Origin of the sequence: Pseudomonas sp. URMO17WK12:I9 (assembly GCF_900230165.1) — a bacterium.
Classification (GTDB): domain Bacteria; phylum Pseudomonadota; class Gammaproteobacteria; order Pseudomonadales; family Pseudomonadaceae; genus Aquipseudomonas; species Aquipseudomonas fulva.
This window is the reverse complement of the sequence record NZ_OCMQ01000004.1, coordinates 270,767-287,320: the sequence shown is the minus strand read 5'-3', so window position 1 is coordinate 287,320 and position 16,554 is coordinate 270,767. Positions and strand designations below refer to the sequence as shown.

General features: G+C 62.3%; 15 protein-coding genes. 8 read left to right on the top strand and 7 right to left on the bottom strand.

The genetic code is table 11. The annotated features are described in order from the left end of the window. Position 1: 1 nt before the first annotated feature. From CRP40_RS11550 to CRP40_RS11530, 5 genes are all read right to left on the bottom strand, one after another. Positions 2-1,477, bottom strand: coding sequence for an alginate export family protein (locus tag CRP40_RS11550; RefSeq protein WP_027914445.1), 1,476 nt, complete (start codon positions 1,475-1,477; stop codon positions 2-4). Further along, positions 1,474-2,907: an alginate biosynthesis TPR repeat lipoprotein AlgK gene (gene algK, locus CRP40_RS11545; RefSeq protein ID WP_050587314.1), complete on the bottom strand. Its 1,434-nt coding sequence runs from the start codon at positions 2,905-2,907 to the stop codon at positions 1,474-1,476. The genes CRP40_RS11550 and algK overlap by 4 nt, the downstream gene beginning before the upstream one ends. A gap of 19 nt (positions 2,908-2,926) precedes the next feature. After that, the gene (locus CRP40_RS11540) at positions 2,927-4,093 is read right to left on the bottom strand and encodes an alginate biosynthesis protein Alg44 (protein WP_027914447.1); all 1,167 of its coding nucleotides are present in this window, start codon (positions 4,091-4,093) and stop codon (positions 2,927-2,929) included. A 36-nt stretch (positions 4,094-4,129) separates the two neighbouring features. After that, a complete protein-coding gene (gene alg8 / locus CRP40_RS11535; protein WP_161780414.1) occupies positions 4,130-5,611 on the bottom strand; it encodes a mannuronan synthase in 1,482 nt (493 codons plus the stop codon). 69 nt (positions 5,612-5,680) lie between these two features. Further along, positions 5,681-6,997 (bottom strand): UDP-glucose/GDP-mannose dehydrogenase family protein, encoded by a 1,317-nt coding sequence (locus CRP40_RS11530; protein WP_027914449.1) that lies wholly within the window; start codon positions 6,995-6,997, stop codon positions 5,681-5,683. 914 nt (positions 6,998-7,911) lie between these two features. Here CRP40_RS11530 and CRP40_RS11525 point away from each other — a divergent pair. From CRP40_RS11525 to CRP40_RS11515, 3 genes are all read left to right on the top strand, one after another. Further along, positions 7,912-8,337 carry a hypothetical protein gene (locus CRP40_RS11525; RefSeq protein WP_225806670.1) on the top strand — a complete coding sequence of 142 codons (426 nt, stop codon included), beginning with the start codon at positions 7,912-7,914 and terminating at the stop codon, positions 8,335-8,337. Between the two features lie 99 nt (positions 8,338-8,436). Next, a complete protein-coding gene (locus CRP40_RS11520) occupies positions 8,437-9,219 on the top strand; it encodes a hypothetical protein (protein ID WP_141400905.1) in 783 nt (260 codons plus the stop codon). Then, a complete protein-coding gene (locus CRP40_RS11515) occupies positions 9,216-9,842 on the top strand; it encodes an ABC transporter ATP-binding protein (protein ID WP_033695030.1) in 627 nt (208 codons plus the stop codon). Before CRP40_RS11520 ends, CRP40_RS11515 begins: the two co-directional genes overlap by 4 nt. A gap of 21 nt (positions 9,843-9,863) precedes the next feature. Here the strand turns inward: CRP40_RS11515 and yaaA are convergent, their stop codons facing one another. Further along, positions 9,864-10,643: a peroxide stress protein YaaA gene (gene yaaA, locus CRP40_RS11510; RefSeq protein ID WP_027914451.1), complete on the bottom strand. Its 780-nt coding sequence runs from the start codon at positions 10,641-10,643 to the stop codon at positions 9,864-9,866. A gap of 136 nt (positions 10,644-10,779) precedes the next feature. Between yaaA and CRP40_RS11505 the strand changes: the two genes are divergently transcribed. From CRP40_RS11505 to moaE, 5 genes are all read left to right on the top strand, one after another. Further along, a complete protein-coding gene (locus CRP40_RS11505; protein ID WP_027914452.1) occupies positions 10,780-11,922 on the top strand; it encodes a polysaccharide deacetylase family protein in 1,143 nt (380 codons plus the stop codon). Positions 11,923-12,186: 264 nt separating this feature from the next. Continuing rightward, positions 12,187-13,581 (top strand): PhoH family protein, encoded by a 1,395-nt coding sequence (locus CRP40_RS11500; protein ID WP_023534350.1) that lies wholly within the window; start codon positions 12,187-12,189, stop codon positions 13,579-13,581. A 118-nt stretch (positions 13,582-13,699) separates the two neighbouring features. Continuing rightward, complete coding sequence (moaC, locus tag CRP40_RS11495) at positions 13,700-14,170, top strand: cyclic pyranopterin monophosphate synthase MoaC (protein WP_023534451.1); 471 nt, start codon at positions 13,700-13,702, stop codon at positions 14,168-14,170. Beyond that, positions 14,170-14,415, top strand: coding sequence for a MoaD/ThiS family protein (locus tag CRP40_RS11490; protein ID WP_027914453.1), 246 nt, complete (start codon positions 14,170-14,172; stop codon positions 14,413-14,415). The genes moaC and CRP40_RS11490 overlap by 1 nt, the downstream gene beginning before the upstream one ends. A 2-nt stretch (positions 14,416-14,417) precedes the next feature. After that, entirely contained in the window at positions 14,418-14,867 is a 450-nt protein-coding gene (gene moaE / locus CRP40_RS11485) for a molybdopterin synthase catalytic subunit MoaE (protein WP_027914454.1), read from the top strand. 149 nt (positions 14,868-15,016) lie between these two features. Here the strand turns inward: moaE and rhlB are convergent, their stop codons facing one another. After that, positions 15,017-16,465, bottom strand: coding sequence for an ATP-dependent RNA helicase RhlB (gene rhlB, locus CRP40_RS11480; protein WP_027914455.1), 1,449 nt, complete (start codon positions 16,463-16,465; stop codon positions 15,017-15,019). Between the last annotated feature and the right edge of the window lie 89 nt (positions 16,466-16,554).

The window sequence follows — 16,554 nt, the reverse complement described above, 5'->3', positions numbered from 1 at the left end:
CTCAGAAACGCCAGATCACGTCGACGAAGGCGCGGTGCATGTAGCTGTCTGCCTCTTTGCCGTAGGCATCGCCCGGCTTGAATACCCCAGCACGCAGGCGAACCAGAGCCGAAGGCTCGTCGATCGCCTGGCTCATCGAGGCGGGGAGCAGGCCTTGCTTGAAGTACTTGGTCACGACCACGTCCATTTCCTGGCCAAGGTCTTTCTCACCCTCGACCAAAGGCCGGTTGATGCCGTTGTCGTTGACTACGGCGTTGATGCCGCTCGAGCCTATGTTCTGCGCACCGTCCACTCGCCAGAACCTGTGGTAGAGGAAGCTTGCGTCGTAGTCGTCGCGCAGCTGCCAGGAGGCGAACAAGGTGGCGGCCTGCAGGTTGCCCAACTCGCCACGAAAGGCCTCGCCAAAGCGATGCACACGCGATCGGGTGCCGGTGAAGTTGGAGCGGTTGCTTTCAAGGCCGGTCTGCTCGAAGTTGTTGCCGCCCTCGTCACCGCCGCCGCTGCCGCGGGCATAGGCGGCGCCCACCTGCCACTGCGGGTTCAGGCGCAGGCGTACGCCCAGGTCGGTGGCCCAGGCATTGACGTCGCCGCGTTGAGTACCGGTGGCCACTTGCTGGTCGCCCACCTGGCGGCTGCTGAGGGTGTCACGGTTGCCGGTCAGCCAGGTCAGGCTGCCCCAGTAGTTGACGTCATGCTCATTGCGCCAGTTGTAGGCATCGCTGTTGGCCTCCAGGCCCAGCCATGTCAGGTCGCCGGTGCGGGTCTTGTCCAGGGCGTCGACGGTTTGGCCGGGGTTTTTCAGGCTACCGCTGTCGTGGGTGTGATGAGCCCGCAGGCCCACCCAATGGCCAGGCGTCCACTGGGCAGCGACATTGCCGTAGAGGTGAGTACGATCCTCGTCCTGCGGGGCCAGGTCGGTCAGGTCGGTTCGGTATTCGCTGAAACGCCGGGCTACACCCAGGTCGGCCTTGAGCAGGGTGGTGTCGAAGGTCCAGTTGAGGGCTTCGATGTTGGTGTCGCGCCACATGCCATCGTCGCTGCGCAACCGTTGCCGGCCCAGTCGCAGTTGCTCGCCGGGGTAGGCGGTCAGGCCGCTGTAGCCCACCCAGAACTCGCGCATGGCCAGGTAGCTCTTGTCCGGTTGACGACTGTCTGCGCCCGTGTCGGTGGTGGTGCCATCGTCGTTCTGGCGCAGGGTATCGGTTTCGATGGTATCGGTGGCAGTGACCGCCTGGCCCATGGCATAAGCGCTCCAGTTGTCGCGCTCGCCGTAGACCCACGGGCGCAGGTCCAGGCCCAGGCCATTGACGTCACCGCCTGGGCGGGTGCCCAGGTCGCGGTCGTCTTCGGACTGGCCAGTGACTTTCACTTCCAGGCCAAAATTGCGTTCGGCCGTGACCTGGGCCAGGCTCGGGCAGGACCACAGCAAGGCAAAGCCAAGGCCGATCCCGGCTTTGACGAAAGGGTTGAGCATCATGGCGCGTCCTCACCGTCTACGTCGTTTTCATCGTCTTGCAGCACATCCAGGGCCAGGGTATTGATGGCGCCGGGCGTCATGGCCACGCGAGCTTGGGTCTCCCGCGCCAGCGTCTGCTGAGCCTGGCGGCGCGCCTCGGGCGCCAGCTGCTGCTCGATCTGCTGCAACAGCTCGGCCGACTGGGGCGTCGGGTTGGCCTGGGCGAGTTGCGCGAAGACCCATGCATCGGCAGGTTGCGGGCGGATGCCATGCCCCTCGCTGAACAGCTGCGCCAGGGCATAGTCGGCACTGACCTGGCCACCGCGTGCGGCCGCCAGCAGGTTGTCCAGCGCTTTCTGCGGCTCGACGTTGCCCAGGTAGCCACGGCTATAGAGTTGGCCCAGGTAGTAGCGGGCACTGGTCTCGCCGGCGGTGGCGGCGGCCAGCAGGTGACGCTCGGCGCTCTCGGCATCGGCCGGCAGCTGCTTGCCCTCGTAGTACAGGCGGCCGAGCAGCAGGTCCGCGCGAGGCTGCTGCGCATCACGGCCTTTTTTCAGGTAAGCCAGCAACTGGTCGGTGTCCCCCAGTTCAGGGAAGTCGTACAGTAGCTGCGCCAGGCTGACCCAGGATGCCGGGTACGCCGGTGCCACGCGTTCGAGCAACGCCTTGGCAGCTTGCCCGTCGGTCTGGCCCAGGCTGCGGTCGGCCAGCACGCGAGCGACGCTGTCCACCCGGCTGGCAGGCACTGCCCCGCGGGCGTAAGCCGATTCGAGCTGGTGCATCAGGGCGGCCAGCTGTTCGGCCTGACCACGCTTGCGGTACACGGTGGCCAGCTCCACGTAGCACAGGTCGGCAGTCGCCAACCCCGCCTGGCACAGGCTCTGCACTTCGTCCAGGTGCTGGTCGTAGGTGCCCTGCGTACGGTAGAGCAGCACCTGGGCGATACCCGCTTCCGGGTAGCCCTCGGTACGCCACCGATCGATCTGCTGCTGCGCGTTGATGGTAGGGAAGCTCTGCGGGTAGGCCAGGTACAGCAGGGCCAGTGGCACCAGGGTATTGCCCTGGCCCTGGCGGGCGGCCAGCTTGAGCAGCGTTTGCGCTTCTTCGCGCTCGGCCTGGGTGCTGCCCGGCTTGGTCACCAGCAGGCGGCCAAGGCGCGCCTGGGCACGGGGCGAGGTGGCAGCGGCGGCGCGGTAGGTGGCTTCGGCTTGCTCGCGTTGGGCGCTGTCACCGGTGGCCACCTTGATGTCGGCCAGCCCGACCTGGGCATCGCTGTAGCCCAAGTCGGCCAGTGCCTGGTAGTTGCGTTCGGCCACAGCCAGGTCGCCGCGCTTGAGCGCTTCGTTGGCCAGGCGCTGGTCGGGCAGACCGGCGCAACCGGCCAGTGTCACGGTCAGGGCAAGTGCGCACGCAGTAAAGGGGCGCGGGTTGGACCCTGGCAAGGTTGGCATGCTCGTCATCACCTCGCCCTCACAGGCCACGGGCCGACGCACTGCCGATCAGCCAGTCCAGCGAAGGGCCGCGGTTGCTGGCAACCGACACCGGCCGGCCTGCCAGGGCCGCTGGCAGGGCGCTGTCCGGTTTGATCTGTACGCGGATGTCGGCGGCCAGCGCGTCGGGTTCCAGGCTGCTGCTGGCGACGATTTCCCCTGCGCGCACCTGGTCTTCGCCTGCCACCTGGAAGTTGACCCACGTCCCCGGCTTGACCTCGTCGAACTGGCGGTAGCTGAAGCGGGCCTGGACAGTGGGTGTGCTGGTGCGTGGCACCAGCTCGAAGATCGGTTGGCCCTTGGCGGCGTACTGGCCGTCTTCCACACGCTGGCGGGCGACGATGCAATCGCAAGGGCTGGTGAGGGTGCCGGACAGTTGCTTGCCGAACAGCTCCTGGATTTTGGCGGGGTCGAGCTGGGTGTCGTCCAGGCTGCCCTTGAGCACGTCCAGCATGCTGGTGCTGAAGCTGGCAAGCGGGGCGCCCTTGCTCGTTTGGGCGCCGCTTGGCACCAGGCTGCTGACGGTGCCGTCCCTGGGCATGGTGATGGTGGTGACAGGCACGGCGACGACTGCGGCCTGGGCATGGCTGACGAAGTACAGGCCATACAGCGATTTGGCAACGAAGCCGAACGCTGCCACGCCCGCCACGAACACGCCCAGCGTCACGCTGACCGCCTTGAACCGGGCCAGTGGGCCCAGCCCGCTGCCGGCGTCCTTTTGCTTGCGCGCCTTGGTGAAGTTGTCCCGTTGCAGCGTGCTGAGCACATCGCCCATGGTGATCAGCTCGCCGGACAAGTGGCTGGTGATCAGGTGGCGCAAGGTGGCGATATCGCGCGGCTCCAGGTTCTGGAACTGCACGCCGGCCCGACCGCTGCCTGGGACGTAGGAGCGCACCTGAAACGCCACGTCCATCGACAGCCCCAGGTTATCGACGCTGAACTGCAACCGGCCCTGCAGCACCTGGCCTACGGCCAGAGGATGCGGGCTATGGAAGCTCAGGCCGCCGGCCGACAGGTCATCTACCTTGGTTTCATGGGGCTGACCCTGGGCGTCGACAAAGCGCAGCCTGGCAGGCATGCGCACCCGTGCGTGCTGGCGCTGGGCTTCGGATTCATGCACGACGTTGACGTTCACGGCGGTATTCATGGCGGTTGTTCCTGTTAGTTCCGATCCGGGGCGGGGTCACACGACCATGAACAGCGCAGCGACGAACAGGCTGGCAGCCGAAAAGGTCATGGCCCGCGAGGACCAGGTGTTGAACCATTGTTGAAAGCTGGCGAGGTCACGCTTGAGGGTGGTGGGCTGGCGCGTCCACGACTGTTTGTCGAGGCGGAAGAACACGTAGATCTTCATCAGCGCGCCGACGATCTGGTTGTAATAGAGAATCACCGGGTAGGCCGGGCCAACGCTGTGGCCCGAGCACAGCAGCATGAAGGTGAGTACCAGGCGGGTGAAACCGATCCACAGCAGGTACACCAGCAGGTAGGCCATGCCGAATTTCAGGCTGGCGATGAGGGCCACTGTCAGGCCCAGCAGGCTGGTCCACATCGAGACCCGCTGATCGAACAGCACGATGCTGGTGAACAGCCCCAGGCGGCGCAGGCCAAGCCCAAGGGCGCGTGAATTCTGCCGAAGGTTGTTGCCGTACCAGCGGTACATCAGCTTGCGGCTGGCCTTGAAGAAGCTTTTTTCAGGCGGATGCTCGACCGTGTTGATGGCCGCATCGGGCACGTAAAACGTGTCGTAACCCAGGCGCATCAGGCTGAACCAGCTGGACTTGTCGTCACCGGTCAGGAACTTGAAGCGCCCCAGGCGCCAGTGCATCAACGCGTCGCTTTCCACGTCGGCGATGAACTCGGGGTTGGTCACCACGCTGGCGCGGAACATCGACATGCGGCCAGTCATGGTCAGCACGCGCTTGGACAGGGCCATGGAACACATGTTGATGTGGCGCTGGGCGAAGCGCAGCTTGTGCCACTCGCTCATGATGTAGCCGCCGCGCACTTCGCAGAACTCGTTGGTGGTCAGGCCGCCGACGTTGGGGAACAGCTTGAACCACGGCACGGTCTTGCGCACCACGCCCTCGTCCAGCACGGTGTCGCCGTCGATCACCGCCACCACGGCATCGTCATCGGGCAGCATGCGGGAAATGGCGCGAAAGCCGTAGGCAAGGCCATCGCGTTTGCCGGTACCTGCGATGCGCACGATGTCCAGGGTGACATGAGGGGGCGGGTTGTACCTGGCCCACAGGCTCTTGACCAGCAGTTCGTCCGACATCTCCACCAGCGAACAGACCACGGTGGTGGGGAAGCCGCAGTCGATCGCCTCGCGAATCACCGAGCTGTACACCTGGGCGGTGGTCAGCGCTTCGATGCGAAAGCTGGTGACCATCAGGTAGACATGGGACGGATCGGCTGCCTGGCCCATCTTCTGCACCTTGCGGCGCAGGTACGGATAGACGCCGTACAGAAAGACCATGCCACGGATGAAGTGGGTGGCGCCCATGGAGTAACGCCAGATGCCAACTGCGCCGACCAGGAAGATGAAGTGCCTGGACTGCGGGTCGAAGATGTCGGCTGGCAGGGCCAGGGCGATCAGCATGAGAAGGCTCATGTAGAACAACCAACCGGCGCACTGCAGCAGCGCTGTCTTAAGCCTTTGCATGTTCAGCATCCGTGAAGAATTCAGGGTAGGGGCGACGCGGGATGGGGCACCGCGTCGCCTGGCCAGGCGTTACCAGCAGATGCCTTCGGTGCGGCCATCGGGGCTGGTGGGCTTGGCCATGAAGCCCACCAGGTCGATCACTTGCTTGCCGGCCGGCGCGTGCTGGGCCAGGGCGCGGAACTGCTCGTCACGGTTGCCGAGCACGATGATGTCGGCGTTGTCGATCACCTTCTGGAAATCGGCATTGAGCAGCGAGGACACGTGCGGGATCTTCGATTCGATGTACTCTTTGTTCGCCCCGTGTACCCGGGCGTACTGCACGTTCTCGTCATAGATGTCCAACTGGTAGCCCTTGCCGATCAGGCGCTCGGCCAGCTCCACCAGTGGGCTTTCACGCAGGTCATCGGTGCCGGCCTTGAAGCTCAGGCCCAGCAGGGCCACCTTGCGCTTGTCGTGGCTGTCGATCAGGTCGAAGGCGTTCTGCACCTGGGACTCGTTGCTGCGCATCAGCGAATCGAGCAGGGGCGCTTTCACATCGAGGCTGGCGGCGCGGTAGGTCAGTGCACGGACATCCTTGGGCAGGCACGAGCCGCCGAAGGCGAAGCCGGGACGCAGGTAGTACTGGGACAGGTTCAGCGCCTTGTCCTGGCAGACCACTTCCATCACTTCGCGGCCATCGACGCCCACGGCCTTGGCGATGTTGCCGATCTCGTTGGCGAAGGTCACCTTGGTGGCATGCCACACGTTGCAGGTGTACTTGATCATCTCGGCCACTTCGACCGACTTGCGGATGACAGGTGCATCGAGTTCTTCGTAGAGCGCCTGGAGCACGTCGCCACTGGCGCTGTCGAGCTCACCGATGACGGTCATCGGCGGATGGTCGTAGTCCTTGATGGCCGTGCTCTCCCGCAGGAACTCAGGGTTGACTGCGACGCCGAAGTCGATGCCGGCACGTTTGCCGGAGCAGTCTTCGAGCAGCGGTATTACCACGTTCTTCACGGTGCCCGGCAACACGGTACTGCGTACCACGATGGTGTGGCGGCTGGCTTTTTCACGCAGTACGAAACCGATCTCGCGGCACACCGATTCGATGTACTCAAGGCCCAGGTCGCCATTCTTCTTGCTGGGGGTGCCCACGCAGATCATCGACACATCGCTGGCCCGGATGGCCTCGGCAAAGTCGGTGGTCCCCCGCAGGCGGCCATTGGCGATGCCCTGCTGCAACAGCGCCTCCAGGCCTGGTTCGACGATGGGCGACTTACCCTGGTTGATCAAGTCGATCTTGGTGGCCGAGACATCGACGCCAATTACGTCATGGCCACGTGCAGTCAGGCAACCTGAACAGACGGCACCTACATAACCCAAACCAAAGATGCTGATACGCATCGCTATCACCTCGTGTGTTATCACGCTGGCACTTGTACTTGCAGGTGCCGAGTGGGGTTGATCAACAACAAATTCAGGGCGCACGGGGGCGTGGCGATTATCGGCATCGCCCCAGGCAATCACATTCAACATTAAACGTATGCGTTTAAAGTGCTTAGTTGAGCACGCCCATTTGAGCCACGCTTAGAAAGTACTTGGGTGCGGTCGGCACGTCTGTTCATGTTTATGTACAGGTGCCGGGTCGCTGGGTGTGCTATTTAAAATAAAAACCATAGCGTTCAATTACCCGCGCTGGGCGTGGCCATTATTGACGTGCTGGGCGCGACATTTTATTGCCAGGGTTTGATATCGAGATGCTGGCAACTTTCCGGTATGGGAATTTATCTTTAGGCCATCTCTTACAACCTACGAACAGCAAAATCGTTACGGCACCTATGAGCAGTAGGGTTGAGAGAAGTTCCGGCCTGAGATTCATTCGTATGCGGGTTTTTTCAGTATTTCGCGAGGGTCATACAATTTCAAATTGATGGCACGAGGCGGTTTGACCTCGGTATATAAAGGGCGAAAATGTTTCGAGATGTTTATATGCCAGCATGAGCGTCGGGTGCGAAAAAAAACTAAAAAAATCGGCCTGAGCGATGGTGGCAATCTGAGATTTTTTGGACCGGTGTTTATTTCTTGACGTCAATAAACAGTCCTTTACGGCTGGGTTTCACGATTTCTCGCCATATTTCGTAACGCTTGAAGGCCCTTCGCTTCCTAAGGTTTTTCAGCACCGGGCCGCCAACGTGGCTAGACGTCGTCATCGGCGGCTGTGAACGAAGGATCGTCGCAGTCCATGCGTTGCCGGCCCACGCAGGCGTCTGCTCCCTAACCACATGGAAGAGACGAGGCTTGAAACGATGAAGAACTGCATGCGAATCCTGTCTGCCACCGCCGTCATGCTGGCGGCGGCTGCAGCCCTTGCCGGGCCACCCGTTGAAGTGACGTTCAGAAATCTTGGAACCGAGTCGGTGAAACTCCAGCTGACCAATGCGAACGAGACCAGTACGTATCAGATTGCCAACCCTAAGCCGCACGATGAAGTGAAACCGGGTGAGAGCATCAGGTTCACCGTGCAGCGTCTGGTGAGCCCTGACACCAATGGTGCAATGCTCCGCTATTCGCAAGGGCGCAAGTCATGCGCCTTCAGCACGACGTTCGTCATGATGATGTCAGGAGGTATCAAGCAGCCTAAGTGGAACAAGACTGCCACGCCGGCCGGCGGTGCAACCTGCACCGCCGTTAACTCGGGGTTCAGTTCCAACTACGCCTGGAAAGCCGAATTCACCATGAAGTAACTCGGCTCCGTAGCCTGCTTTGCTGTTGGATTGGCGCTGATGGCAAACGCAGGCACTTTCACCGATTGAACTCCCGGAATTTCAAATCGAGGTGCGGCGATGGAACATATTTCGAGAACGGCAAGTTTTTCCGCAGGGGCTGTACCTGTAACGCGGGCAAAGGAGGCAACGACCGGTACGAACGCGGGCAACGTAGCGCCCGTGTTTGAAATACATGAGTCAAGTTCTGATGTTTCAGCGTTGGGCCGTCAACTCGCGGCGGCGGCGCAGCGAGCGGCTGTCCGAGATAGCCAGCTGAGTCGGCAGGAGTTGGCGGAGCTTGGGTCGCGCATTCAAATGGGTCTAGGCGGTCAAGGCTACGTCTATACAAAGGCGCTGCATGATGCCTTCATCCCTGATACGCAAGATCAGGCGCTGTTAGCCAGGGCGCGGCAAGCAACTGATTTTATCAACGGGAAAGATGCCAACCCCTTCAAACACCTCACCACAGAGCAATTGGCGCTGATTGGTTACGATGAGGGCGAAGACTTCACCTACAACGAGCGGCTCGCTGCCAGTGCTGAATTGGGTCATCGTTATTCGCAGTGGACCCGCTACATCGTTGACAAAGCCAACGCGGAATACGACAGGACAGGCTTCAGGGACGATGCGCTGAGGGAAATGATCGATTACTACAAAAAACTTCCTCCTATCATGGAGGCGAGTTTTAGAAACTACGAATTTGATTTGACTGCGATGATAGGCAGAACCGAACCACCGCACGGCGATGAAGCCGATTCTCTGATAGACACCCTCCTGAAAACCGCCCTCAAGCTTGAAGACCGGGCAAAGAAGGATCACCCGCCGCTCGAAGGCCCTGACGAACCAGGCAAGCCCGCATGATGCCCGCCGTACAGCTGTGCAATGTCAGCCGGTTTCAGGGTGACGTGCCGGTGCTTCAAGGCATCGACCTGCTGATCCCCAGCGGGCAGACGTGCGCTGTCATCGGCCCGTCCGGTTCGGGCAAGAGCACGTTGCTGAACCTGATCGGGCTGTTGGACCGCCCGTGCGCAGGCCAGGTATGGATCGGCGGTACCGACATGACAGGCGCCAGCGCCGACCAGCGCGCCGTGATGCGCAACCGCCTGATCGGCTTCGTCTTCCAGAGTTTCAACCTGCTGCCGCGGTTGTGCGCCCTGGACAACGTGGCGTTGCCGCTATCGTATCGAGGGCTGCGCTTGCCCGTTGCTCGCCAGCACGCCGAGGTGCAATTGCGTGCCGTAGGCCTTGCCAGCCAGGCGGGCAAGCGGCCCGCCGAGATGTCCGGTGGTCAGCGCCAACGTGTGGCGATCGCGCGTGCGTTGGTGACCGAGCCGAGCCTGCTGGTGGCCGACGAGCCCACCGGGAGCCTTGACGCCCAGACCGGTGAGCAGGTGCTGCACCTGCTGCTGACCCTCAACCAGGAAAGAGGCACGACCTTGCTGGTGGTCACCCATGATGCCAAGGTGGCACACAGGCTGCCCTGACGACCCGTTGCGCTCAGCGCCCTATGCGTCGGGCTGATCCCGCAAGAACACCAGGTGTTCGGCCTTCGACTGCTCGGCGCTGTAGTAATACCCCTGCACGTCGAACTGCTTGAGCTGCGTCGGGTCACTGATGCGCTCTTCGATGACGAAGCGGCTCATCATGCCGCGCGCTTTCTTGGCATAGAAGCTGATGATCTTGTGCTGGCCGTTTTTCAGGTCCTTGAAGTCCACGTTGATCACCCGGGCCTTCAGGGCGCTGCGCTTGACCGCGCTGAAATATTCGTTGCTGGCCAGATTCAGCAGCACATCGTCGCCCTGTTCGGCCAGGGCCTCGTTGAGCCACTCGCTGATGCGCGTGCCCCAGAACGCGTACAGGTCCTTGCCACGGGCGTTGGCCAGTTTGGTGCCCATTTCCAGGCGATAGGGCTGCATCAGGTCCAGAGGGCGCAACAGGCCGTAGAGGCCGGAGAGCATGCGCAGGTGATCCTGGGCGTAGCTGAGGTCGTCTTCAGTCAAGGTCTGGGCGTCCAGGCCGGTGTAGACGTCACCTTTGAAAGCCAGCAGGGCCTGCTTGGCGTTCTCTGGCGTGAAGGCGGGTGTCCAACTGCCGAAACGCGCGGCGTTCAGGCCCGCCAGCTTGTCGGACAGGTGCATCAGTTCGCTGATCTGCGCCGGGCTCATTGCTCGCAGCTGCTCGATCAGTTCCTGGGAATGGTCGAGGTGGCGGGGCAGGGTGAAACGCTCGGTCACCGGCGGGGTGTCGTAGTCGAGGGTCTTGGCGGGGGAAATCACCGTCAGCATCGGATCGGCTCCTGGCATCGTTGAGCGGGGATTCTAAGGGTTGGAAGAGGCAAGTCCAAACTATGGCGACAATAGTCAACGCCCATGGCCGATACAGCGGCTATAGTGCCTGTTTTCCTTGAGCGGAGCCCTGACCGTGCGCCTCGTTACAGCCCTGCTGGCTGGCCTGTTGAGCCTGGCCGTTCAAGCCGCCCCTGCCACGCCGGCCAGCCTGGACCGTGGCCTGTGGCCGGAGCAGCTGGACAGCCCTGCGCTGTTCGATGTGGCATCACGGGCCGAAATACTCTCGTTCGCCCGGGTGCTGCACGAGAACGAGCTGCTCGACGAGAATACCTTGGCAGCTCGCCTGGGCCTGCGGCAGGTCAACGTGCAGAAGGTCAGGCAGGTGAGGGCGCGGCTGTGGCAGCGGCTTTGGCAAGGTTATCAACAGGCGCAACGCAGTTGCGAGCAGGATGCGTCCTTTTGCTATGCGGTGACGTCGATGGCCGAACTGCGCTTGCAAGCGGCGAGCTTCGCCACGGATGTGGGTGAGTTCTACACGGGCTGGATCGAGCCCAGCCGGCAATTTCATGAGCAGTACCTGAACGAGCAACTGCGCAAGGCGGCGTTGTTGCCGCAGACCAGCAGCGAAGTACAGCGGCTGTCGGCGGCCGAACGCAACGGCGATGAGCTCAATGACCGGCTGTTTCTGCTCACCTTTGCCGGTGGGCCGGGCGCGGCGGCGGGCACCACAGACGCGTTGACCGCCTACCTGCGCAAGCAGAAGCTCGATGGGACGTTCTTCGTGCTCGGCAGCCGTTTGCAGCAACGTCGTGACGGCGAATCGCTGGCGGCCCTGCGGCGCTTGTATGAAGGGCAGTGCGTAGGCATTCAGGGGTGGGAGTACCGGTCCCACGCGCAGTGGACGGATTGGCAGGCCTCGATCAGCCGCAGCCAGGCACGGGTGCGGGCAGACCTGCCCGAGCAGTACGTGCCGCTGTTTCGCCCGCCCTATGGCCAGCGGCGGGCCGACGGCCAGGCCTTCATGCAGCGCCAGCAGTTGCAGGTCTCGCTGTGGGATATCGATGCGCAGGACGACTCGGGCTTGAGTGCGCAGGCCTCAGCCCAGCGTGTGTTGACCTTGATGCTGCTATGGCGCAAAGGCGTAATCCAGTTTCATGACGCGTTGCCCAAGGCCAGGCCTGCGCTGCAGTGGCTGCTTGAACACACCGCGCAAAGCGGCATTGGTTGGCAGGATTGTCGCGAATACGGACAGGGCGCGCAGCAACCTGACTTCTGACTGTAGACCTGCTTGGCGCTGGCGCCAAGGCCTGTTCGTCAATCAGAAAAATAAAGTTGGCAATCGTATGAAAATGCTTTTTCCGGTCATGGCTTTTGCGGTATGAAGAAACCAGACAGCCGATTCCTGCAGCACAGGTGGCGTCACATGGGTCCACCTGGCCAGATCGCTTCCCGCCCGTAACAACGCGGATACGGGAAGAACGGCAGTCACTCCGCGGCGTAACAGACCACGCCGTGCCGCTTCGACATAAGGTGACCGAGTATGGATGACCAAGGACGCACCCCTTCCTCCAGCAAGCCAATCCTCTATGTGCTCGATACCAACGTCCTGATTCACGACCCCAACGCATTACTCAACTTCGAGGAGCACCACGTCGCCATTCCCATGACGGTGCTGGAGGAACTGGACAAGCTCAAGGCCGGTAAGCAAAGTATCGCTGCCGAATGCCGCCAGGCCATCCGCCTGATCGACCAGACGCTGGGTGATGCCTCGCCCAGCGTGGTGGAGCAGGGGGTACCCATCCAGCGTGGCAAAAGTGGGCCAAAAGGTTATCTGTCCATCCTGATGACCCCGCGCAACGAGCCGAACAAGCTGTTGCCCGAAACCCTCAACGACAACATCATCATCAATCAGCTGCTCGAAGTCAGGGCACGGCGTACCGACTTGGACGTGGTGCTGGTCACCAAGGACATCAACATGCGCCTGAAGGCGCGTGCCTGCGGCATTGCCGCCGAGGACTACAGCACCGACCAGTTGGTCGACGACGTGTCGCTGTTGTCCAAGGGCTACCACTCGGTCACCGGCTCGTTCTGGGACCGGGTCAGCAAGGTCGACACGCGTCAGGAGCGTGGCCGTACCTGGCACAGGGTGCAATTGGCCGAGCCGCTGCCAGCGGTGCACGTGAACGAGTTCATCATCGATGAGCAAGGGTTCGTCGGCTGGATCAAGGGCACGCGCGAGGGCGAACTGCTACTGCTCGACCTGCACCAGGAGCCCTTGCTGCACCAGGAAGCCTGGGGCTTGAAGCCGCGTGACATTCATCAGAGCCTGGCGTTGTTGGCGCTGCTCGATCCGGATATCCACCTGGTCAACCTGACCGGGGCGGCGGGTTCGGGCAAGACCATCCTGGCGCTGGCGGCGGCCATCGAGCAGACCATGGTCAGCAAGCGCTACCGGCGCATCATCGCCACCCGTAGCGTGCAGGGGCTCGACCAGGAGATCGGTTTTCTACCGGGCACAGAGGCCGAGAAGATGGAGCCCTGGCTGGGCGCCATCACCGACAACCTCGAAGCCTTGCACATGGACGACGAAAGCACCCATGGCAGTGTCGAGTACATCCTCGAGCGGGTGCCGCTGCAGTTCAAGTCGCTCAACTACATCCGTGGTCGCAGCTTCCAGCAGAGCCTGATCCTCATCGACGAGTGCCAGAACCTCACGCCGCACCAGATGAAAACCATCATCACCCGTGCCGGCGCAGGGTCGAAGGTGGTGTGCCTGGGCAACCTGGCGCAGATCGATACACCGTACCTGTCCGCGACCAGTTCGGGCCTGACCTACCTGACCGAACGCTTCAAGGACTTCCCCCACGGCGTGCACATCACCCTGCAAGGGGTTCCTCGGTCGGTGCTGGCCGAGTTCGCCGAGTCCCACATGTAGCCCCGTGCGCTGGGCGGTTCGCCGCCCGGCGGCTTCTGGCCGCGATGCGTCGGCCTGGCCCCTGCTCAAACCTGACCCACCGGTTTACACTCTCTGCTCCCTTCACAGGAGCAGAGCAGTGCTGACACATCTTGATTCCCAAGGGCGGGCCAACATGGTCGACGTCACTGAAAAAGCCGTGACCGAGCGCGAGGCCACAGCCGAAGCGCGCGTGCGCATGTTGCCGCACACCCTGCAAATGATCGTGGACGGTGAGCATCCCAAGGGTGATGTCTTCGCTGTAGCGCGCATCGCCGGCATTCAGGCGGCGAAGAAGACCAGCGACCTGATTCCGTTGTGTCACCCGCTGATGCTGACCAGTGTCAAGGTCGAGCTCAGCGCCGAGGGCAGTGATGCAGTGCGCATCGTCGCCCGGTGCAAGCTGGCCGGGCAGACCGGCGTGGAGATGGAAGCGCTGACGGCAGCCAGCGTGGCTGCATTGACCCTCTACGACATGTGCAAGGCCGTGGACAAGGGCATGGTCATCGAGCAAGTGCGCTTGTTGGAGAAGCTGGGCGGAAAAAGCGGCCCGTACAAGGTGCAAGGCTGATGAAGATCAAGGTGATGTATTTCGCTCGCTACCGGGAGCGACTGGGACGCGGTAGCGAGTCGCTCGAAGGGACGTTCAAGGATGTGGACGATGTGCGCCTGGCGTTGGTGGGTAGAGGCGAGCCTTATCAGGTGCTGGCCGAGCAAAACCTGATGTGCGCCCGCAACGAGGAATTGTGCAGGCTGGATGAGCCTGTGCAAGAGGGCGATGAAGTGGCGTTCTTTCCGCCTGTAACCGGAGGTTGAGCATGGCCGTTCGGGTACAGGAAGGCGCTTTCGACCCAGGCGTTGAGACCAACGCCTTGCACGCGGCCAACGTGGGTGTCGGGGCAGTGGTCAGCTTCATCGGCTACGTGCGGGACTTCAACGACGGCCAGGACGTGGCGGGTATGATGCTTGAGCATTATCCCGGCATGACCGAGAAGGCCCTGGCCAAGATCGTGGCCGAGGCGCAGCAGCGCTGGCCGTTGCTCAAGGTCGAGGTGCTGCACCGCGTGGGTTACTTGGCGCCCGGTGAGCCGATCGTGTTCGTTGGGGTGGCCAGTGCCCATCGGCAGGCCTCGTTCGAGGCTTGCAACTTCATCATGGATTACCTGAAGACCCGTGCACCGTTCTGGAAGAAGGAAACGACCGGGCAAGGGGAGCGATGGGTGGAAGGACGTCAGAGCGACCAGGACGCGGCGGGGCGGTGGGGGTAGAGGGAGCGATTGACCTTGAGCGTCGCAGAAACGCCCAGGGTTCAGTCATGCAGGCTCAACGCCCAGGGTCGCTGCGCGGCCCATTGCGGCCGATCCGGTGGTCAGGGCCCGGAGCATGGGCATCATCGACCTGACCGCCCGCAACCCGATCACGTGTGCTTGCGCGGCACTGGCTTGAGCAACTCATCAGGCGGCATTTCACACTTGATCTTGCGCCCCAGCAGCGTTTCGATCGCTGGTAACTGGTAGGAATCATCTTCGCCGGCAAAGCTGATCGACACGCCGCTCGTGCCTGCCCGGCCGGTACGGCCGATCCGGTGCACGTAATCGTCAGGGTCTTCCGGCAGGGTGAAATTGATGACGTGGCTGATGCCGTCGATATGAATCCCGCGCCCAGCCACATCGGTCGCCACCAGCACCGTGATACGCCCCTCACGGAAGTTCTCGAGGGTACGGATACGCTTGTGCTGGGGTACATCGCCGGACAACTGCGCGGCATTGACGCCATCGCGTACCAGTTTTTCCTCGATACGGCGCACTTCGTCCTTGCGATTGGCGAACACCATCACCCGTTCCCACTTGTTCTGGGTCACCAGGTTGTACAGCAGCTTGTATTTGTCGCTGCCAGCCACCGCGTAAACGTGCTGCTCGACCGTTTCGCTGGCCACGTTCTCGGGCTCGATCTCGACGATGGCGGGATCGGTCGTCCACTGCTTGGCCAGGTTCATCACGTCATCAGTGAAGGTGGCCGAGAACAGCAACGTCTGGCGCTCGCTCTTGGGCGGCGTCTGGCGAATGATCTGACGCACCTGCGGGATGAAGCCCATGTCCAGCATGCGGTCGGCTTCATCCAGCACCATCACCTCGACCATGTCCAGGTGCACCTCGCCACGCTGGTTGAAATCCAGCAGGCGGCCGGGGGTTGCCACCAGGATGTCGCAGTGACGTGCTTCCAGGGCCTTGAGCTGCTTGTCGAAGTCCATGCCGCCGACGAAGCTCATCACGTTCAGGCCGGTGTATTTGGTCAGGGCGACCGCGTCCTTGGCAATCTGCACCACCAGCTCGCGCGTGGGGGCGATGATCAGCGCGCGTGGCTCGCCCATGTAGCGTTCCTTGGGCGGGGGCGTCTGTTGCAGCTGGGAAATGATCGAGATCAGGAACGCGGCCGTCTTGCCGGTACCGGTCTGGGCCCTGCCGATCGCGTCCTGGCCCCGCAGCGTGAAGCCCAGCACCTGCGCCTGGATCGGCGTGCAGTAGGGGAACCCCAGATCGTGAATGGCGTGCATCAGCTCAGAGGAGAGCTTGAAGTCGTGGAAACGGGTCTTGCCCTCCTGGGGCTCGACCACAAAGTCCTCCGGTTTCCACAGGCTGGCCTGCGGCTTGGGCTTTGGCTTGCGCTCTCGACGCGGTTTGTCACTGGCCGGTTTGGTGGCGGCAGTGTGTTCGATTTGGGCGGCAGGCGGGTTGCGCGCAACGGCAGGGGCCGCTGGCAAATGGGCCTGTGGGGCCGCTGGCGCCGGGGTAGTGCTGGCAGCGGGCGCAGTGGCCTGGGGGGCAATGTCTCCCTTGCCGAATATTTTCTTGAGTGCCTTGAGCACGGTCATCTCGTCAATTGGTTAAGGAATGTACGCCGGGCAGTGTAATGCAAGATCCCCGCTCGGCGTAGTGCAATGGCCTTGAGCGAACC